Raw genomic sequence first — 18,681 nt, 5'->3', positions numbered from 1 at the left:
GGCGGGTCGGCGGCCGGTCAGAGCCGGCCGCCGACCACCGCCTCCAACGTCGCGCGAGCGCCCAGCGCGTGCAGCGACCCCAGGGCCGCCCGGTAGGCGGTGGTGAACCGCTCGTCGTCGGCCAGGTCGCCGAACAGGTCGCGGTCGGCGAGGAAGGCCAGCGGCTCGTCGCGCTGGCGGCGGGCCGCGGCCATCAGCGCGTCCCGCCGCGGGTCGACGACCTCGAACGGCTGCCCGTGCTCGTCGACCCCCTCGGCGTAGCGCGCCCAGCCGGCCACCACGGCCGCGGACCGGTGCACGTCGCCCCCGGCAGCCAGCTGCGCCCGGACCACCGGCAGCAGGAACCTGGGGATCCGGTCCGAGCTCTCGGCGGCCAGCCGGGCGAGGGTGTCGCGGATGTGCGGGTTGGCGAACCGGCTGATCAGGTCGGCCTTGTACCGGTCGAGGTCGACCCCGGGCACCGGCGCGAGGGTGGGCGTGGCCTCGACGTCCATGTAGCCGCCCAGGAACCCGCGGAACAGCGGGTCCTGGCACACGTCGTGGATGAACTCGTAGCCGGCCAGCAGGCCGAGGTAGGCCATCGCCTGGTGGCTGCCGTTGAGCAGCCGCAGCTTCATCAGCTCGTACGGCTCGACGTCGGCGACCACCTGGACACCGGCGTCCTCCAGCGGCGGGCGGCCGCAGCGGAACGAGTCCTCCAGCACCCACTGGGTGAACGGCTCGGCGACCACCGGCCAGCCGTCCTGCACGCCGAACCGGCGGGACAGCTCCGCGCGGTGCGCGTCGGTGGTGCCCGGGGTGATCCGGTCGACCATCGAGTTCGGGAAGGGCACCTCCCGGCGCACCCACTCCCCCAGCTCCGGGTCGCGCAGCCCGGCGAACGCCGCGAAGCTCCGCCGGGCGACGTCGCCGTTGCCCGGGACGTTGTCGCAGGACATCACCGTGAACGGCGGGACGCCGTCCGCCCGGCGGCGGGCCAGCGCCTCGACGACCAGCCCGAACGACGTCCGCGGTGCCGCGCCCGGCTGCAGGTCCGCGACGATCGCCGGGGCGTCGGCCTGGAACTCCCCGGTCACGGAGTTGACGTTGTAGCCGCCCTCGGTGACCGTCAGCGAGACGATCCGGGTGGCCGGGTCGGCCATCTTCGCGACCACGGCCTCCGGGTCGTCGGGGGCGAGGAGGAACTCGACCACCGAGCCGATGACCCGGGCCTCCTGGTACCCGTCGGCGTGCGCGAGCACCAGCGTGTAGAGGCAGTCCTGCCGGTCCATCACCTCGGCCATCCGCCGGTCGCCGGGCAGCACCCCGACCCCGCAGATGCCCCAGTCCAGCGCCTCGCCGCGGTTCATCAGCCGGTCGAGGTACATCGCCTGGTGGGAGCGGTGGAAGCCGCCGACGCCCAGGTGCACGATGCCGGTGCGCACCCGGCTCCGGTCGTAGGCCGGGACCTGCACGGAGGCGCTGAGCGAGTCGAGGGTCGCCGCGCTGAGCCGGGTCATGCGGCGGTCCCTGCCCCGCGGAGCGCCCGCTCAGTCCTCCAGCAGTGCTCGGCGCAGCTCCACGGCGTCCACCCGGACCTGCTCCAGGATCGGCAGCACCTCGCGGTCGGTCATCCGGCCGAGCGTCAGCTCGGCCATCGGCACGTCCTCGTGGCCGTCGACGGTCATCCGGTGGACGATCTCGAACGACGCCCGCAGCAGCGCGCCCTCGGTCGACTGCAGGTCGTCGAACGCGGTGAGCGGCGCGACCATGGCCGCCGGGAAGCCCCACTGCTCCAGCGCGACGGCGGTCAGCCGCAGCGCGGAGATGCCGTACCGGTGCACCTCGGCCAGCCGGCGACCGGCCGCCGTCGGCGCCTCGGCCTCCAGTTGCGCGTAGCCCTCGGGGTCGTTGTGGAACAGCAGCGCCACGCCCAGCTGGGCGAGCAGGCCGAGGCACAGCGCGTCCTGCGACCGCTGCCCGAACCGCGGGGCCAGGGTCGAGGCGGCCAGCGCCAGCGAGGTGCTGACGTCCCAGAACGACCCGGGCAGCCGCGACTCGTCGTCCAGGTCGGTCAGCGCGACGGTCGCCATCGTGCGCACCGTGGTGAACCCGACGACGGTGACCGCGAACTGCAGCGAGGAGACCCGGCCGCGCATGCCGTAGAACGCCGAGTTGGACAGCTTCATGACCCGGCCGGCCAGGGCGAGGTCCGCGGAGAGGATCCGGGACAGCTCCTTGGCGCTGGCCTCGTCGGAGTTGGCCACCGACACGATCTGCGCGGCCACCGGGCGCTGCGCCGCCATCCGGTCGATGCTGGCGAGCACCCGCTCCAGGTCGAAGGTCGGGGCGGCGGCGAGCGAGGCGGTCACGTGGGCTCCGGGGTCGGGGTTGCCGGGGTGGCAGGGCGGGCCGGGGTCGCGGCGGTGGCGGGGCGGCTGGGCAGCGCGGGCCCGGCCGGGTCGAGCGAGTCGTGCTGGGCGGCGAACCAGTCACCGGTGCTCGCGCCGTCCAGCGGGGCGGCCAGGCCGAACCCCTGCAGGAAGGTGGCCCCGAGCTCGGCGAGCTGCTGGGCCTGCTCGAGGGTCTCGACGCCCTCGGCGACGGTGCACAGGCCCAGGTTGCGGGCCAGCGCGATGACCGCCGAGGTGATCTCGGAGTGGCCGTCGGCGAGCTCGGCGACGAACGAGCGGTCGACCTTGAGGCAGTCGACCGGCAGGTGGCGCAGGTAGGCCAGCGACGAGTAGCCGGTGCCGAAGTCGTCGATCGACACCTGGACGCCGAGGTCGCGCAGCTGGAGCAGCACCTCGCGGGCGGCCGCCGGGTCCGTCATCAGCGCCGACTCGGTGAGCTCGATGGACAGCCGCGCGGGCAGCAGGTCGTGCCGGTGCAGCGCCGAGGCGACCTGGCCGGGGAGGTTGGGGTCCAGCTGCAGCGCGGACACGTTGACGTTGGCGCGCTCCGGGGCGGCCGGGCCGAGCTGCGCGTCCCAGGCGGCCAGCTGCCGGCAGGTCTCGTCGAGCACCAGCAGCCCGAGCCCGCCGACCAGCCCGCTCTCCTCGGCCAGCGGCACGAAGGTGGCCGGGCTGATCGGCCCGCGCTCGGGGTGCACCCAGCGGGCCAGCGACTCCACCGAGACCGCGGTGCCCTCGACGGTGTCGAAGATCGGCTGGTACATCAGCGTGACGTCGCGCCGCTCGATCGCGTCGCGCAGGTCGGCCACCAGCCGCAGCTTGTCCCGGGCCTGCGCGCGGGCGTCCTGGTCCAGCACGGTGATCCGGTTCTTGCCGCCGGCCTTGGCCTGGTACATCGCGATGTCGCAGTCGCGGACGAGCTCCTCGGCGGCGGCGTGCTCGGGGGTCTGCACGGTCACCCCGACGCTGGCCGCCGGCCGGAAGTCGACCCCGCCCAGCCGCACCGGCTGCCGCAGCGCCTCGCCGACCCGCTCGGCCAGCGCGACCGCGTCGGCCTCGTCGACGTGCTCGCAGACGACGACGAACTCGTCACCGCCGAACCGCGCGACCAGGTCACCGGGGCGCACCGTCTCCCGCAGCCGGGCGGCGAGCTCGACGAGCAGCTCGTCGCCGGCGGCGTGGCCGAGGGAGTCGTTGACGACCTTGAAGTTGTCCAGGTCCAGGAAGATGCAGGCCAGGTCGCTGTGCCCGGGCAGGAACCGCGCGGCGACGTACTCGGCCAGCAGCGTGCGGTTGGGCAGGCCGGTGAGCGGGTCGTGGTTGGCCTGGTGGGCCAGCCGCGCCTCGAAGGCCAGCCGCTCGGTGATGTCCTCGATCGTGCCGACGAAGCCGGCGCCGACCCCGGGGGTGAACAGGTGCGAGAAGCGGATGACGGTGGTGCGCACCGCGCCGTCCTCGCGGACCAGCCGGGCCTGCGCCTCCCCCTCGCCCCCGTCGAGCACGACCGCGGCCTGCTCGATGACGGTGTCGAGGTCGTCGGGGTGCACGGTGGTCATCCAGCCGGTGCCCAGCAGCTGCTCGGCCTGCCGCCCGACGAGCGCGCAGAACGCGTCGTTGACGTGGGCGAGCCGCATGCCCTGCTCGGACAGCAGGGTCGGCACCGGCGAGCGCTCGGTCAGCGTGGAGAACCGGCGCTCGTGGGCGTCGGCGGTGGCGCGCAGCGCGCGCTCCTGCTCGTTCGCGGTGCTGATCAGCCGGACCGTCCAGCGCCGCCCGACGGGGGCGGGGACGGCGGAGACGATGCACTCCAGGGTGGCGCCGCTGGCCAGCCGCACCGGCAGGGTCATCCGGACGGCGCGCTCCCGGCGCAGCAGCAGCTTCAGCTCGCTGCGGCCGAGGCTGGGCAGCAGCTGCTCGAACGGCGCCGACCGGAGGTCCTCGAGGCCGTAGCCGAGGAAGTCGACGGCGCGCCCGTTGCTCCAGGTGACCCGCGCAGTGCCCCCGACCCGCTCCACGACCAGGATCGCCGCGGCGTCGCTGACGCTCACCCCGTGGAAGACGGCGTTCACGACCTCCGGCGGCACCGGCTCGTCGCCCTGCACCCGCGACCTCGCTGACACGCTGCTCCGTCCGTGGGTTCCGCTGTCCGCCGTCCGTCCGGGGGATCACCCCGCACGCTCCCGGCTTCGGCGATCCTGACGCCGCGCTGGAGCCGGGGCGACCCTGTCTCCCCCCATCGGGCGGGGCGGTCGTCGCCCGCCCGGACGAGCGGGCACGGTGGGTCACCGGCGGCCGGGGACCCCCGGTTACTGATCGGTAGCCGGTGTGGGATGTTCGGTGTCCCACAGCCGGGACGGCACCGCAGCCGTCCGAGGAAACGAGGTCCGATGCGCTTGCACCTCTCCCCCGAGGACCAGGCGTTCCGCGAGGAGATGCGCACCTTCTTCACCACCCAGGTGCCGCAGTCGATCCGGGACACGGTCGCCGCCCGTCGGGAGCTCACCAAGGAGCAGTTCGTCGAGGCCCAGCGGGTGCTCGACGACGCCGGCCTGGCCGTGCCGCACTGGCCGGTCGAGTGGGGCGGCCGCGACTGGACGCCGCTGCAGCGCCACATCTGGCGCGAGGAGCTGCAGCTGGCCAACGTGCCCGAGCCGCTGGCGTTCAACGCCAGCATGATCGGCCCGGTGCTGGCCGCCTTCGGCACGCAGGAGCAGAAGGAGCGCTTCCTGCCCGCCACGGCGAGGCTGGACATCTGGTGGTGCCAGGGCTTCAGCGAGCCCGACGCGGGCTCGGACCTCGCGTCGCTGCGCACCACCGCGGTCCGTGACGGCGACGACTGGGTGGTCAACGGCCAGAAGACCTGGACGACGCTGGGCCAGTACGCCGACTGGATCTTCTGCCTGGTGCGCACCGATCCCACCGCGGAGAAGAAGCAGCGCGGCATCTCGATGCTGCTGTTCCCGATGGACTCCCCCGGCGTCACGCTGCGGCCCATCGAGCTGCTCGACGGCGGGTTCGAGGTCAACGAGGTGTTCTTCGAGGACGTCCGGGTGCCCGCCGAGAACCTGGTCGGCGAGGAGAACGCCGGCTGGAGCATCGCCAAGTTCCTGCTCGGCAACGAGCGGGTGGGCATCGCCCGGATCGGCTCCACCAAGCGGCTGATCGCCGACGCCAAGGAGCACGCCGCCGCCGTCACCGACGCCGACGGCACCCCGCTGGCCGCCGACCCGTACCTGCGGGCGCGGATCGCGGAGCTGGAGAACGAGGTGCTGGCGCTGGAGCTCACCGCCCTGCGGGTGGTGGCCAACTCCGCCGGTGGCCGGCCGCACCCGGCGTCCTCGGTGCTGAAGCTGCGCGGCTCGGAGCTGCAGCAGGCGGCCACCGAGCTGCTGGTCGACATCGCCGGCCCGCTGTCGCTGGCATCGTTCGCCGACGGCGGTTCCGACGTGCCCGAGTGGGCGCAGGTGAGCGCGGTCGACTACCTGAACCACCGCAAGGTCTCCATCTACGGAGGCTCCAACGAGGTGCAGCGCACCATCATCGCCGGCTCGATCCTGGGGTTGTGATCTCACCGTGGACTTCAGCTACGACGACGAGCAGGCCGCCCTCCGCGACGCGGTGCGCGGGCTGCTGACCCGGGCGTACGGCGACAGCGAGCGCCGCCGGACGACGGTGGCCGCCGACCCGGGCTTCGACGAGAAGACCTGGTCCCAGCTGGCCGAGATGGGCGTGCTGGGGCTGCCCTTCCCCGAGGAGTCCGGCGGCATGGGCGCCGGGCCGGTCGAGGTGGCGATCGTCGCCGAGGAGATCGGCCGGGTGCTCGCGCCCGAGCCGTTCGTCGAGGCGGTCGTGCTGGCCGGCGGGCTGGTGCAGGCGGCCGGCAGCGTGCAGCAGCGCGAGGAGGTGGTCGGCGGCCTCGCCGAGGGCAGCCTGGTACCGGCCTTCGCGCACGCGGAGCCGGGCACCCGCTGGTCGCCGGCGGCCCGCGCGGTCACCGCGACCGAGGACGCCGGCACGTGGCGGCTCTCCGGCGTCAAGGAGCCGGTGCCGAACGGGGCCCGCGCCGACGTCCTGGTGGTGAGCGCCGTGAGCGGGGGCGCGACCCGGCTGTTCGTCGTCCGGGGCGACGCCGAGGGCCTGACCCGCACCGGCTACCGCACCCACGACGGCGGGCGCGCGGCCAAGGTGGAGTTCGCCGGCACCCCGGCCGAGCCGCTCGGGAACGCCGCGGACCACACCGCGGTCGTCGAGCGGGCCCTGGCCGAGGCGCGGATCGCCTACGCGCACGAGGCGGTGGGCGCGATGGAGACGGCGCTGACCACCACCGCGGAGTACCTCAGGACCCGCAAGCAGTTCGGGGTCACGCTGAACAAGTTCCAGGCGCTCACCTTCCGGGCGGCGGACATGTACGTCTCCCTGGAGCTGGCCCGCAGCACGGCGCTGTGGGCGTCGCTGGTGGTCGACGCCGGGGGTGACGTCGTCACCGCCGCCGACCGGGCGCGGCTGCAGACCAGCCGGGCCGGCCGGCACATCGGCAAGGACGCGATCCAGCTGCACGGCGGGATCGGCGTCACCGCCGAGTACAAGGTGGGCCACTACACCAGCCGGCTCACCGCGATCGACCACCTGCTCGGCGACGGCGACTGGGCGCTGGCCCGGCTGGCGGCGTCGGTCGACGCGCACGAGACGGTCGACCCGCTCGCCTGAGCGGGGCCGTGCGGTCCCCTCCGTCGCACGGCGGAGGGGGCCGCACCGCGGACCGGACCGGAGACCGGCCGGACGGTGCACTCTCACAGGACACCCACCGTGTCCCGGGGAGGAGCCCCATGCCGCTGTACGAACACCGGGGTCGACGTCCGCAGGTCGACCCGACCGCCCACGTGGCCCCCACCGCGGTCCTCTGCGGGGACGTGCGGGTCGGTCCGGACGCCCGCGTGCTGTTCGGCGCCGTGCTCACCGCCGAGGACGGCACGGTGGTCGTCGGCCGGCGGACGGTCGTGATGGAGAACGCGCTGGTCCGCGGCCGCGCGCGGCACGGCGTCGTGCTCGGCGACGACGTCCTGGTCGGGCCGCACGCGCACGTCAACGGCGCGCAGGTCGGCGCGGGTTCGTTCCTGGCGACCGGCTGCGCCCTGTTCCCGGGGGCGGTGCTCGAGTCCGCCGTCGAGGTCCGCGTCCACGGCGTGGTGCAGGTCAACACCCGGCTGGCGGCGGGGGCCGTGGTGCCGATCGGCTGGGTGGCCGTGGGCGACCCCGCGCAGCTGCACCCGCCGGCCCAGCACGACGCGATCTGGGCGGTCCAGGAGGGCCTGGACTTCCCCGGGACCGTCTACGGCGTCTCCCGCGACGCCTCGCCCACGGAGCGGATGGCCGGTCAGGCGGCCTGGCTGGCCGCGCACCGCGACGACGTCGAGGTCGACCCGCGGCAGGGGTGAGCGACCGGGGTCGGACGGCGGGGAATGGACCCCGGTCGGGTACGGTTCCAGGTGCCAGTAGTTGCGCTTTCAATCAACGCGACTCGGAAGCCCTGGAGGACGAGATGCAGTTCGGGATCTTCACGGTCAGCGACATCACGACCGACCCGACGACCGGCCGCACGCCGACCGAGGCCGAGCGGATCAAGGCGGTCCTGACCATCGCGAAGCACGCGGAGGAGGTCGGTCTCGACGTCTTCGCCCTCGGTGAGCACCACAACCCGCCGTTCTGGTCGTCGTCGCCGACCACCACGCTGGCCTACGTCGCCGCGCAGACCAGCACGCTGCAGCTGTCGACGTCCACGACGCTGATCACCACCAACGACCCGGTGAAGATCGCCGAGGACTACGCGATGCTGCAGCACCTGGCCGACGGCCGCGTCGACCTGATGATGGGCCGCGGCAACACCGGCCCGGTCTACCCGTGGTTCGGCAAGGACATCCGCGACGGCATCCCGCTGGCGGTGGAGAACTACCAGCTGCTGCGCCGGCTGTGGACCGAGGACGTCGTCGACTGGTCCGGCCAGTTCCGCACCCCGCTGCAGGGCTTCACCTCCACCCCGCGCCCGCTGGACGGCGTCCCGCCGTTCGTGTGGCACGGCTCGATCCGCAGCCCGCAGATCGCCGAGCAGGCCGCCTACTACGGCGACGGCTTCTTCCACAACCACATCTTCTGGCCCAAGGAGCACACCCAGCGGATGGTGGAGTTCTACCGCCGCCGGTTCGAGCACTACGGCCACGGCTCCGCCGACCAGGCCATCGTGGGCCTGGGCGGGCAGGTGTTCATGCGCAGGAACAGCCAGGACGCCGTCAACGAGTTCCGGCCGTACTTCGACTCCGCCCCGGTCTACGGCGGCGGCCCCTCGCTGGAGGACTTCAGCCGGGAGACCCCGCTGACCGTCGGCAGCCCGCAGCAGGTGATCGAGCGGACCCTCGGCTTCCGCGACTACGTCGGTGACTACCAGCGGCAGCTGTTCCTCATCGACCACGCCGGCCTGCCGCTGAAGACCGTCCTCGAGCAGTTGGACATCCTGGGCGAGGAGGTCGTGCCGGTGCTCCGCCGCGAGTTCGCCGCCCTCAAGCCCGCGCACGTGCCCGACGCCCCGACCCACGCCTCCCTCGTCGCCGCCCGCGGCGCGAAGGACGCCACCGTCTACGCCGAGGGCGACGCCGTCACCGGCAGCACCGTCGAGCAGGACCGGGCGGGGGCGCAGGCATGACCACGCGGACCGGCACCACCCGCACGATCGCCGTCGTCAGCGCCGGGCTGAGCAACCCCAGCTCGACCCGGCTGCTGGCCGACCGGTTGACCGCGGCCACGGTCGAGGCGCTGCGGGCCCGCGGCGACGACGCCACCGTCGAGGTGGTCGAGCTGCGCGGGCACGCCCGCGACCTGGCCGACGACCTGACCACCGGCTTCGCCAACGAGCCGCTGCAGGCGGCGATCGACACCGTCGTCGGCGCGGACGCCGTCATCGCGGTGACCCCGGTGTTCAGCGCCTCCTACAGCGGCCTGTTCAAGACGTTCTTCGACGTCGTCGACAAGGACGCGCTGGTCGGGAAGCCCGTGCTGCTGGCCGCCACCGCCGGCACCCAGCGGCACTCGCTGGTCGTGGAGTTCGCGCTCCGGCCGCTGTTCGCCTACCTGCGCGCGGTGCCGGTGCCCACCGGGGTGTTCGCCGCGAGCGAGGACTGGGCCGGCGCGGGCGAGACCGCGCTGGCCGGCCGGGTCACCCGGGCGGCCGGCGAGCTCGCCGACCTGCTGGTCGGCCGCCCGGCGGCCGCCGCGAAGCCGGCCGACCCGTTCGCCGACCCCGAGGTGTCGTTCGAGGAGCTGCTCAGGAACACCTGAGCCTCAGGAGGCGGTCGCCCCGTCGGCGGCCGCCTCCAGCTCGGCGACGACGAGCCGGCGCATGCGCATCATCGCCTGCATCGCCCGCTCGGCCCGGCCGGGGTCGGGGTCGCCGAGCAGCTCGAGCATGCGCACCGGCACGACCTGCCAGGAGACACCGAAGCGGTCGGTGAGCCAGCCGCACGGCCCCTCCTCCCCGCCGTCGGAGAGCGCGGTCCAGTAGTGGTCGACCTCCGCCTGGTCGGCGCAGGAGATCGAGAAGCTGACCGCCTGGGTGAACGGCTGGCCGGGCCCGTGGCGGCCGTTGAGCCCCTGCCACGGCTGCCCGTCCAGCGTCCACTCGACCATCAGCACGGCGCCGTCGCCCTGGCGGTGCACGGCGGTGACCGCCGAGCGGGGGAAGACCGAGGTGTAGAAGGCGGCGGCCTCCTCGGCGCGGGAGTCGAACCACAGGCAGGGCGTCTGGGTGGGCACGGCAGGTCCTCCTGGTCGGGATCGGTGCAGCAGCGACTCCCCCGCGGCCGGGGACTCATCGGCGACCGGGCAGGATCCGGGGCGAGCCGATCCGCAGGAGGACGCCGCATGACCACACCGTCGTGGTTCGCCCCAGCCTGGTTCGACAGGGCCCTGGCCACCGCCCCGGAGCACCGGGACGTCGACGTGGCCGGCACCCGCGTCCACTACCGCGCGTGGGGCGACCCGGAGCTGCCCGGTCTGGTGCTGGTGCACGGCGGCGCCGCGCACTCGGGCTGGTGGGACCACGTCGCGCCGCTGCTGACGGCGCACCGGGTGGTGGCGCTGGACCTCTCCGGGCACGGCGACAGCGACCGCCGGCCCGGGTACGACGTCCGGACGTGGGCCGACGAGGTGGTCGCGGTGGCCGCCGCCGAGGGGCTGGACCGGCCGGTGGTCGTCGGGCACAGCATGGGCGGCTGGGTGGCCGTCTCCACCGGGACGACCCACCCGGACGCCGTCGCTGCGGTGGCCTGGATCGACTCCCCGCTCGCCGCCCGGCCGCCGGAGGAGCAGCCCCCGCGCGAGCGGCGTCCCGCGCGGGTGCACCCGACGCTGGAGGCGGCGATGGCCCGGTTCCGCACCCTGCCGCCGCAGGACGTGCTGCTCCCCTACGTGCGGGAGCACGTGGCCCGGGAGTCGCTGCGCCCGGTCGAGGGCGGCTGGACGTGGAAGTTCGACCCGGAGTTCTTCGGCAACCGCCCGCGGCTGCGCGACCTGCTGCCGCAGCTGCGCTGCCCGGCCGCGCTGTTCAGGTGCGAGCACGGGCTGGTCGACGCCGCGATGGCCGCGGAGATGGCCCGGCTGGTGCCCGGCGGTCTGCCGGTGGTCGACCTGCCCGACGCCGGCCACCACCCGATGCTCGACCAGCCGCTGGCGCTGGTCACCGGGCTGCGCACGCTGCTCGCCGTCTGGCCCGCGCATGGGTGAGGACCGCACCGCTGGACACCACACCGCCGGCCACCACGGCATGGCCGACGCCGGCCGGGACCGGATCGGCGAGCTGGTGCTGGGCGCCTGGGACGCGTTCCTGGACCAGGCCGCGGCCGTCGACCTGGCCGCCCCGACCCGGCTGCCGGGCTGGCGGGCGCAGGAGGTGTGCGTGCACCTGGGCAGCTGGCCCGACCGCACCGCGCTGGTCGACCTCGTCGCGAACGCCCGCGCGGGCGGCACCGGCACCCCCGCCGACCCGGACGCCGCCAACGCCCGGGTCACCGCCGCGCACCGCACCGCCTCCCGCGACGAGGTGCTGGCCGCGCTGACCCGCGCCCGGGCGGCCACCGTCGCCTACCTGCACGACGAGCCGGCCGAACTGGACACCGCGCCGACCCTGTCGACCGTGGGCCGGCTGCCACTGCTCAGCGTCGTCCTCGGCCAGGCGTACGAGCTGGCCGTGCACGGGCTGGACCTGGTGTCCGCCGGCGCCGCCCCTCCCCCGGCACCGGTGCTGCAGGCCGGGCTCGCCGCGCTCGCCGACGTCACCGGCGCGCTCGCCGCCGGGCAGGGCCTCACCGCCGGCGCGACCCTGGCCACCCCGGACGGCGGCTGGGCGTTCGCCGCCGACCGCGACGGGTGGACGGTGCGGCCCGTGCCGGCCGGGCCGGTGCGGGGCACCGCCGTCGAGGCGCCCGCCGACCTGCTGCTGGACGCCGCGTCCGGCCGGACGAACCCGGTGACCGCGCTGGCCCGCCGCCGGCTGAGGGTGCACGAGCTCGGCGGGCTGCTGCAGCTCGCGCCGATCGTCACCGCCGCGCCCGGCATCCCCGGCGGGCCGATCCTGGCGCTGGCGGCCCGCACCCTCGGCGGCGCCGGCGGCCTGCTCGGCAGGGTGCTGCGGGGCTGACCGTCACAGGCAGCGGTCGAGCGCCTGCCAGAACCGGTCGAGGAAGTCGTCGCCGGGCCCCCAGCCCCGGTTGGTGAGCAGCACCCCCACCAGGTCCTGGTCGGGGTCGGCCCAGGCGGTCGTGCCGGTGCCGCCGTCCCAGCCCCACCGGCCGGGCCGCGCCCACGGTTCGCCGGGCTCGACCTGCACGCCGACCTGCAGCCCCCACGACCGGCCGGGGCCGAGGAACCACGCCGCGTCCGCCCGCTGCGGCCCGGTCAGCGCGCCGGTGGTGAGCGCGGCGACCGACCCGGGGCCCAGCAGCGGGCCGCCGCCGTCGGCGAGGGCGCACCAGAACGCGAGCACGTCGGGCGCGCTGGCCACCAGCCCGGCGGCCAGCCCCTCGAACAGCGGCGGGCGCGCCGCCCGCCCGTCGGCCGGGTCGAGCAGCTCGAACCCGGTGCCGGTGGGCAGGTAGGCGGTGGTCAGCCGGGCCGGGTCGGTCGCGGCGAAGCCGGTGGAGCGCAGGCCCAGCGGCCCGGTGACCCGCTCGGCGAGCAGCTCGGCCAGCGGGCGTCCGGCGGCCCGGGCGAGCAGCACCGAGAGGACGTCGGCGCTCAGGTGGTACAGCCACCGCTCGCCGGGCTGGGCGGCCAGCGGCAGCGCGGCCAGCCGGGTGAGGTACTCGTCCGGCGTCAGCTGCGGCGGCATGCCGCCCGGGCCGATCCCGGCGGCCTCGATCGCCCCGGCCAGCGGCGAGCCGTCCCACAGCCCGCCGAAGCCGGGTGTGCTGGTGAGCAGGTGGCGCACGGTGATCGGCCGCGCCGCGGGCACCGTGTCCGTGAGCGGACCGGCCGGGTCGGCGAGCACCCGCGGCTCGGCGAGCTCGGGCAGCCACCGCGCGACGGGGTCGTCGAGGTCCAGCACGCCGTCCTCGGCGAGCGCGAGGGTGAGCACCCCGGCGTAGGGCTTGGAGACCGAGGCCAGCCGGAACAGCGAGTCCGGGCGGACCGGGTCCGGGTCGCCGAACGCGCGGCAGCCCCCGGCGTGCACCTCCGTCCTCCCGCGGTGTCGGACGGCGGCGACGTAGCCGGGGAGCCGCCCGGCCGCGACGTCGGCCAGCAGGCCGGCCCAGACGGTGACGAAGCGGGACGGGTGGTGGACGGACGCGGTCACGGCGCACTCCTCGCTCGGGCGGTCGCGGGAAGGACTCCCGCGACCGCCCGGACTCATCGGCGCGGCCGGGTCACCCCCGGGACGAGGCGGTGCTGCGCTCGACGGTCACGGCCTCGACCGGGGCCTGGGGGCCGTCGGTGCCCAGCCGCCGCTCGAAGCCCGGCGGGATGACGAGGTCGTCACGGGAGAGCTGGTCGATCGAGGGCCGGCCCAGCCCGGTCAGCGCCGAGCCCAGGCCGTCGCGCATCAGGTCCAGCACGTTCTCCACGCCGGCCTGCCCGTTGGCGGCCAGGCCCCACAGGTAGGCGCGGCCGATCATCACCGCCCTGGCGCCGAGCGCGAGGGCCTTCGCCACGTCGGAGCCGCGCCGGATGCCGCCGTCCAGCAGCACCTCGAGCTGGTCGCCGACGGCCTCGGCGATCGCCGGCAGCGCGCGGATCGAGGCCGGGGTGCCGTCGAGGTTGTTGCCGCCGTGGTTGGAGACCGAGATGGCGGTGCAGCCGACGTCCACCGCGCGGCGGGCGTCGTCGACCCGCATGACGCCCTTGAGCATGAACGGCGCGTCCGGCCACTGCTGGCGCAGCCAGGCGACGTCCTCCCAGGTCGGCATGGGCGACTGCATCCACTGCCCGTACGCGCCGAAGAAGGTCGGCGCCGGGTCGCCCGGGGTCGGCACCATGTTCGGCACGGTGAGGTCGGGCAGCTTCTTGGTCTTCGCGAACTCCCACAGCCAGCCGGGCTTGAGCGCGACCTGCGGGGCGTACCGGCGCACCGCCTCGAAGTTGACCTTCTCCGGGATGAACGGGCTGCCCCAGTCGCGGCCGTAGGAGAACGACCAGTCGAGGGTGGCGATGATGCCGGCGGCGCCGGCGCGCCGGGCCCGCTCGACCTTGGCCGCCATCACGTCGCGGTCGCCGACCCAGTAGAGCTGGAAGAAGGTCTTCGGGTTGGCCTCGATGACCTCCTCCATCGGCTTGCTGGCCATCGAGGACAGGCCCATCGCCACCCCGCGGGCGGCGGCCGCGCGGGCGACCGCGACCTCGCCGTCCGGGTGCACCGCCTGCACGCCGGTCGGGCTGATCAGCACCGGGAGGGACACCTCCTGGCCCATGACGGTCGTGGCCATCTGCCGCTCGTTCGCCAGGCCCGCGGTGTGCGGGGCGAAGCCGAGCTCGGCGAAGGCGGCGGTGTTGTCGTCGACGGTCACCCCGCGCTCGGAACCGGCCACCAGGGCGCCGTACACGCCCTTCGGCAGCCGTCGCTTCGCCCGGCGCTGCGCCTCGGCGACCGTCTCGAACCACGCGTTGCCCACCTGGGACCTCCTGCTGCGACCGCCTCCGCGCCTGCCCGCGGTGGCACTGAGTGCCACCGTAGGGTGACGCGCGTCACCGGGCCAGCCTCCCTGCCGGGAGGCGGAAGACCGCAGGTCGGGCGGTGCGGTTCTCAGGCGGTGCGGATCGCCGAGACGTCGAACTCCACCTGGATGCGGTCGCTGACCAGGACACCGCCGGTGTCCAGCTTGGTGTTCCAGGTCAGCGCCCAGTCGCTGCGCTTGAGCGCCAGCGCGCCCTCGAACCCGACCCGCACGTTGCCGAACGGGTCCCTGGCCGAGCCGGTGAGCGTGAAGTCGACCGCCACCGGCTGGGTGGCGTCCTTGATCGTGAGGTCGCCGGTGACCCGGTAGACCTCGTCGTCGACCTGCGCGACGGAGGTGGACCGGAAGGTGATCTCCGGGTAGGTCTCCACGTCGAAGAAGTCCGGCGAGCGGAGGTGCGCGTCCCGGTCGGCGACCCCGGTGTCGATGCTGGCGGCCTTGATCCGCAGCGACACGCTGCTGTTGCCCGGCACGGCGGCGTCCAGGTGCGCCTCACCGGCGAAGTCGGTGAACGCGCCGCGGACGGTGGTGACCATGGCGTGCCGGGCGCGGATGCCGATGCGGGTGTGCGTGACGTCGACGGTGTAGTCACCGCTCACGTCGGGCAGGGCGCTGGTGGCAGCGTCGAAGTCGGTGGCGGCGCCCTCCGGCGCCCGGTGCTTGGCCACGGTCAACGCTCCTCTTCCGAAAGGTCCAACCCGGCAATCCTGCCCGATGCGGCCGCTGCGGTCACCTGGGTGGTCCCCCGGCCCCGCTCCGTGCACGGCTGCGGCCCGGACGGCAACCGCCGTCCGGGCCGCAGCCTGGGTCCGCTCAGTACCAGCCGGTGGACTTCGAGTGGCTCCACGCGCCGCACGGCGAGCCGTACCGGCTGTCGATGTAGATCAGCCCGGCGTCGATCTGCCGGTAGCCGTCGGAGGTCTTGGCGATGCCGGTGCTGGCCCAGGTCGAGTTGAGGAACTGCGGGATGCCGTAGGCGGTGCTGCTGGGGTTCTGCGCGTTGGGGTTCCAGCCGCTCTCCTTGCCCCAGAGGTTCTCGAGGCAGGAGAACTGGGTCTTGTCACCGCCGAGCTTGCCCAGCGCGTAGTCCTGGAACGAGCCACGGGCGGCGGGCGCGGCGGCCGGCGCGGCCTTCGCCGAGGCGGCGGCCTTCGCGTCCGCGGCGGCCTTGGCCTGGGCGGCGGCCTCGGCGTCCGCGGCGGCCTTCGCGTCCGCGGCGGCCTTCGCCTCGGCGGCTGCCTTCGCCTCGGCCTCGGCCTTGGCGCGGGCCTCCTCCTCGGCGCGGGCCTGGGCGTCGCGGGCGGCCTGGTCGGCGGCGGCCTGGGCCTGCACCGCGGCGGACTGGGCGGCCTCGCGCTCGCTGCGGTTGGCGACCTCGTGGCCGAGCCGCTCGCTCAGCCGGCCGTCCTCCAGCGGGGAGCCGACGGCGGACAGCTGGCTGGCGACGCTGACCTGCGGGCTGTCGGTGCCGGCGGTCGCGGTCTGCTCGCCGCCGGCGACGATCGCGACGACGAGCGCGCCCGCCGACGCGGCGGTCAGGTACAGGCCCGGGCGGCGGACCGGGGGGCGGTGCCGGCCGCGGCCGGACCGGGTGCTGCCGGTGGCGACGGGGAGGACGTCGGTGGCGGGCTCGTCGACGGAGAGCGCCGCGTCGTCCGCGGTGCGGTCGGTCAGGGTGGTGCTGGGCATGGGTGGTCTGCTCCGGGGTGCGGGGCCGGTGCGGACGGCGGTGCCTCGCGGGCAGCGTCCAGCGACCGGGGCGTGTCGGTGGGGGTGCGGCGACCGGCGGAGCGGCCCCGGCTCGGCGTCCTGGTCAGGACGGGCGGGGTGCGCGGCCGGTGGCCCGGGTCAGGCGGTGCGTCGCTCCGGGCCGGGCGAGAACGCGGCGGGCGACAGGGCGGACCCGGTCGAGCGGACAGCGGTGTCCTGCGGGGTGCTGCGGGGTGCTGCGATGCGTGCGCGTGGGCGCGCCATGCGGCGGCTCTCCGTTCCTTCCGTGGCCGCCTACCGAGTTAGCTGACGGGTTCGGGCGGGAAGAAGCCCTACCCCTCCGGGCGGGCACGTGGCCCGCGGAGGCGATTCACCCCAGTGCTGCGGTGGGTCCCCGGCTCGCTGCACGCAGCGACTCGGCGGCATCCGGGCGGGCTCCCCCGGGTGGGGGACCAACGTCCGACCGGATGCCCCCAACCTATGCGCCGTTACCCGCGCGTGACAATGCTGAACCTTCAATTTCGTGGTGACGTGCCGAACGTGGTCCCACCCGTCACTCCTGTGCTACCCGGGCGGCGGTCCGGTGGCGCCGGTCACGGCAGCCGGAGGACCGCCGTCCGGCGGACCAGCCCGGCGCCCGCGCCACCCTCGGTGTCCGGGACGTCGTAGGCGGCGACCTCCACCAGGCCCTCCGGCGCGTACGCCCGGCCCGGGTCACCCAGCAGCACGGTCGAGCCGCGGGTCCAGGCCGCGAACAGCCAGGGCAGCACCCGGGCGGTCATGTCCCGGTCGTAGCAGACGTCCCCGGCGAGGACGACCGTGCCCGCCGGCGGCTCGTCGTCCAGCACGTCCCCGGCCACGGTGATGCCGGTGACCCCGTTCACCTCGGCGTTGAGCGGGACGGCGGTGTGCGAGTACGGGTCGACGTCGCTGGCGACCACCGGACCGGAGCCGGCCAGCCGGGCGGCGACGGCGACCAGGCCGCTGCCGGCGCCGAGGTCCAGCACCGGCCGGCCGGCCACCAGGTCGGGGTGGTCGAGCACGTGGCGGGCCAGCGCGACCCCGCCGGGCCACGGCGCGGCCCAGAACGGCGGCGCCTCACCGGCGCCCCCCGCCTCGGTCTCCATCGCCTCCCACAGCGCGACGACGTCGTCGGCCACGTGCAGCTGCACCTCGGGCACGACCGGGGAGCGGTCGAGCCGGGTGTGGGCGCGGATGAAGTCCGGCGGGACGACGCGGGGAGCGGGCACGGGGTCAGTCTCCCGCGCCCGCTCCCGCCGGGGTCAGCGGGCCGCGACCGGCCGGCCGTGGCCGGGGCGGATGACCGTGACCGGGCAGTCGGCGTGGTGCACCAGCTGGTCGCTGACCGAGCCGAGCACCAGCCCGGCGAACCCGCCGCGGCCCCGGGCGCCGACGACGAGCAGGTCGGCACCCACCGAGGCGGACAGCAGGGCGCGGGTGGGCGGCGCGTGCACCGCCCAGGTGTGCACCTCGCAGCCGGGGTCGGCGCCCAGCGCCTCGGTGACGTGCGCGGCGAGCTCCTGCCGCACGGCCTCCTCGTAGTCCGGCAGCGGCGGCACGTAGCCCGGCGCCCAGCTCGCCGGGCGGGGGGCGGTGGTCATCCGCCAGGCGCGGACGACGTGCAGCGCCCACCCGCCGCGGGCGGCCAGACCGGCGGCCCACCGCAGCGCCTCGCGGGCGCAGGCGGAGCCGTCGTGCCCGACCACCACGCCGCCGTCGACCCGCAGCTCGGTGCGGACGCCGGCGGCGGACGGGTCGGGGTCGCCGGCGAGCTCGTCGCGCTCGTCGTCGTCAGGGAGGTCGAACTCGGTCATGCGGGGCTCCTCGGTCGGTGGGGTCGGTCGCACTGGCTCCTGCCCGGGGGACGCGCCGGGCGCCGGGAGCGTTCCCGCCTCAGTCGCGGACGACGTGCACCGCGGCCTCCTCGGCGGAGGCGGCACCGCCGTCGATGCCGTCGTCCTCGGCGTACAGCTCGTCCTCGCGGTCGACCACGCCGTCGTCGCCGGCCTCGGCCAGCCGCCCGGCCCGGTCGCCGCCGACCTCGTCGTCCAGCAGCTCGCCGTCGGTGTCGGAGGCGTCGCCGAGGCCGTCGCCCTCGTCGAGGGCGCCCTCGGGCAGCTCCCGGGCGAGCCGGCCGTCGAGCGGCTCCCCCGCCTCCTCCTCCCGGTCGGTCGTGCCCCAGTCGTTCGAGACCCAGGGCCGGTCGGCCGGCGAGTACCCGGCGGCGTCGTCGTCGGGGTCGCCCTCGAGGGTGTCGGACACCTCGGTCAGGGCCTCGGGGTCGTAGCCGTCGGTGCTGTGGTCCACGGGTCGTCTCCTCGCGTGTCGGGCAGCTGATCTTGGTA

18 protein-coding genes and 1 riboswitch are annotated in these 18,681 nt (G+C 75.3%); of the genes, 7 read left to right on the top strand and 11 right to left on the bottom strand.

Translation table 11 applies throughout. The annotated features are described in order from the left end of the window. Positions 1 to 17: 17 nt before the first annotated feature. The 3 genes from AB0J00_RS08315 to AB0J00_RS08305 are packed head-to-tail and all read right to left on the bottom strand — an operon-like array spanning position 18 to position 4,513. Entirely contained in the window at positions 18 to 1,499 is a 1,482-nt protein-coding gene (locus AB0J00_RS08315; protein ID WP_357742885.1) for a mannitol dehydrogenase family protein, read from the bottom strand. Between the two features lie 30 nt (positions 1,500 to 1,529). Beyond that, positions 1,530 to 2,351 carry an HDOD domain-containing protein gene (locus tag AB0J00_RS08310; protein WP_357742882.1) on the bottom strand — a complete coding sequence of 274 codons (822 nt, stop codon included), beginning with the start codon at positions 2,349 to 2,351 and terminating at the stop codon, positions 1,530 to 1,532. Next, positions 2,348 to 4,513, bottom strand: a complete 2,166-nt coding sequence (locus tag AB0J00_RS08305) for an EAL domain-containing protein (protein WP_357742879.1) — start codon at positions 4,511 to 4,513, stop codon at positions 2,348 to 2,350. Before AB0J00_RS08305 ends, AB0J00_RS08310 begins: the two co-directional genes overlap by 4 nt. Before the next feature lie 267 nt (positions 4,514 to 4,780). On the opposite strand from AB0J00_RS08305, the gene AB0J00_RS08300 reads away from it, so the two are divergent. The 5 genes from AB0J00_RS08300 to AB0J00_RS08280 all read left to right on the top strand — a co-directional run bounded on the left by AB0J00_RS08300 (position 4,781) and on the right by AB0J00_RS08280 (position 9,719). Continuing rightward, the gene (locus AB0J00_RS08300; protein ID WP_357742876.1) at positions 4,781 to 5,959 is read left to right on the top strand and encodes an acyl-CoA dehydrogenase family protein; all 1,179 of its coding nucleotides are present in this window, start codon (positions 4,781 to 4,783) and stop codon (positions 5,957 to 5,959) included. A 7-nt stretch (positions 5,960 to 5,966) separates the two neighbouring features. After that, complete coding sequence (locus AB0J00_RS08295) at positions 5,967 to 7,100, top strand: acyl-CoA dehydrogenase family protein (RefSeq protein ID WP_357742873.1); 1,134 nt, start codon at positions 5,967 to 5,969, stop codon at positions 7,098 to 7,100. 119 nt (positions 7,101 to 7,219) lie between these two features. Then, positions 7,220 to 7,828 carry a gamma carbonic anhydrase family protein gene (locus AB0J00_RS08290; RefSeq protein ID WP_357742870.1) on the top strand — a complete coding sequence of 203 codons (609 nt, stop codon included), beginning with the start codon at positions 7,220 to 7,222 and terminating at the stop codon, positions 7,826 to 7,828. Positions 7,829 to 7,932: 104 nt separating this feature from the next. Further along, positions 7,933 to 9,087: an LLM class flavin-dependent oxidoreductase gene (locus AB0J00_RS08285; protein WP_357742867.1), complete on the top strand. Its 1,155-nt coding sequence runs from the start codon at positions 7,933 to 7,935 to the stop codon at positions 9,085 to 9,087. Then, a complete protein-coding gene (locus AB0J00_RS08280) occupies positions 9,084 to 9,719 on the top strand; it encodes an FMN reductase (RefSeq protein WP_357742864.1) in 636 nt (211 codons plus the stop codon). Before AB0J00_RS08285 ends, AB0J00_RS08280 begins: the two co-directional genes overlap by 4 nt. Positions 9,720 to 9,722: 3 nt before the next feature. Here the strand turns inward: AB0J00_RS08280 and AB0J00_RS08275 are convergent, their stop codons facing one another. After that, positions 9,723 to 10,193: a VOC family protein gene (locus tag AB0J00_RS08275; RefSeq protein WP_357742861.1), complete on the bottom strand. Its 471-nt coding sequence runs from the start codon at positions 10,191 to 10,193 to the stop codon at positions 9,723 to 9,725. 108 nt (positions 10,194 to 10,301) lie between these two features. On the opposite strand from AB0J00_RS08275, the gene AB0J00_RS08270 reads away from it, so the two are divergent. Both AB0J00_RS08270 and AB0J00_RS08265 read left to right on the top strand, forming a co-directional pair. Beyond that, positions 10,302 to 11,162, top strand: coding sequence for an alpha/beta hydrolase (locus AB0J00_RS08270; RefSeq protein WP_357742859.1), 861 nt, complete (start codon positions 10,302 to 10,304; stop codon positions 11,160 to 11,162). Continuing rightward, entirely contained in the window at positions 11,155 to 12,075 is a 921-nt protein-coding gene (locus AB0J00_RS08265; RefSeq protein ID WP_357742857.1) for a maleylpyruvate isomerase family mycothiol-dependent enzyme, read from the top strand. Before AB0J00_RS08270 ends, AB0J00_RS08265 begins: the two co-directional genes overlap by 8 nt. Positions 12,076 to 12,078: 3 nt before the next feature. Here AB0J00_RS08265 and AB0J00_RS08260 read toward each other — a convergent pair whose 3' ends face one another. The 7 genes from AB0J00_RS08260 to AB0J00_RS08230 all read right to left on the bottom strand — a co-directional run bounded on the left by AB0J00_RS08260 (position 12,079) and on the right by AB0J00_RS08230 (position 18,643). Continuing rightward, positions 12,079 to 13,230 (bottom strand): serine hydrolase domain-containing protein, encoded by a 1,152-nt coding sequence (locus tag AB0J00_RS08260; RefSeq protein ID WP_357742854.1) that lies wholly within the window; start codon positions 13,228 to 13,230, stop codon positions 12,079 to 12,081. 70 nt (positions 13,231 to 13,300) lie between these two features. Beyond that, positions 13,301 to 14,542 (bottom strand): pre-mycofactocin synthase MftD, encoded by a 1,242-nt coding sequence (gene mftD / locus AB0J00_RS08255; protein ID WP_357742851.1) that lies wholly within the window; start codon positions 14,540 to 14,542, stop codon positions 13,301 to 13,303. Between the two features lie 131 nt (positions 14,543 to 14,673). Next, the gene (locus AB0J00_RS08250; protein WP_357742848.1) at positions 14,674 to 15,273 is read right to left on the bottom strand and encodes a YceI family protein; all 600 of its coding nucleotides are present in this window, start codon (positions 15,271 to 15,273) and stop codon (positions 14,674 to 14,676) included. A 145-nt stretch (positions 15,274 to 15,418) separates the two neighbouring features. Continuing rightward, positions 15,419 to 16,294, bottom strand: coding sequence for a transglycosylase SLT domain-containing protein (locus AB0J00_RS08245; protein WP_357742845.1), 876 nt, complete (start codon positions 16,292 to 16,294; stop codon positions 15,419 to 15,421). 297 nt (positions 16,295 to 16,591) lie between these two features. Next, positions 16,592 to 16,747: riboswitch (cyclic di-AMP (ydaO/yuaA leader) on the bottom strand. Between the two features lie 161 nt (positions 16,748 to 16,908). Next, a complete protein-coding gene (locus AB0J00_RS08240) occupies positions 16,909 to 17,565 on the bottom strand; it encodes a 50S ribosomal protein L11 methyltransferase (protein ID WP_357742842.1) in 657 nt (218 codons plus the stop codon). Positions 17,566 to 17,598: 33 nt separating this feature from the next. Further along, positions 17,599 to 18,150 carry a universal stress protein gene (locus AB0J00_RS08235; protein ID WP_357742839.1) on the bottom strand — a complete coding sequence of 184 codons (552 nt, stop codon included), beginning with the start codon at positions 18,148 to 18,150 and terminating at the stop codon, positions 17,599 to 17,601. A gap of 79 nt (positions 18,151 to 18,229) precedes the next feature. Then, a complete protein-coding gene (locus AB0J00_RS08230) occupies positions 18,230 to 18,643 on the bottom strand; it encodes a DUF5709 domain-containing protein (RefSeq protein WP_357742836.1) in 414 nt (137 codons plus the stop codon). Positions 18,644 to 18,681: the final 38 nt, after the last annotated feature.

The organism is Modestobacter sp. NPDC049651 (assembly GCF_040659695.1).
Lineage (GTDB): Bacteria > Actinomycetota > Actinomycetes > Mycobacteriales > Geodermatophilaceae > Modestobacter.
The sequence above is the reverse complement of the archived record's forward strand: the minus strand, read 5'-3'. Positions and strand labels throughout refer to the sequence as shown.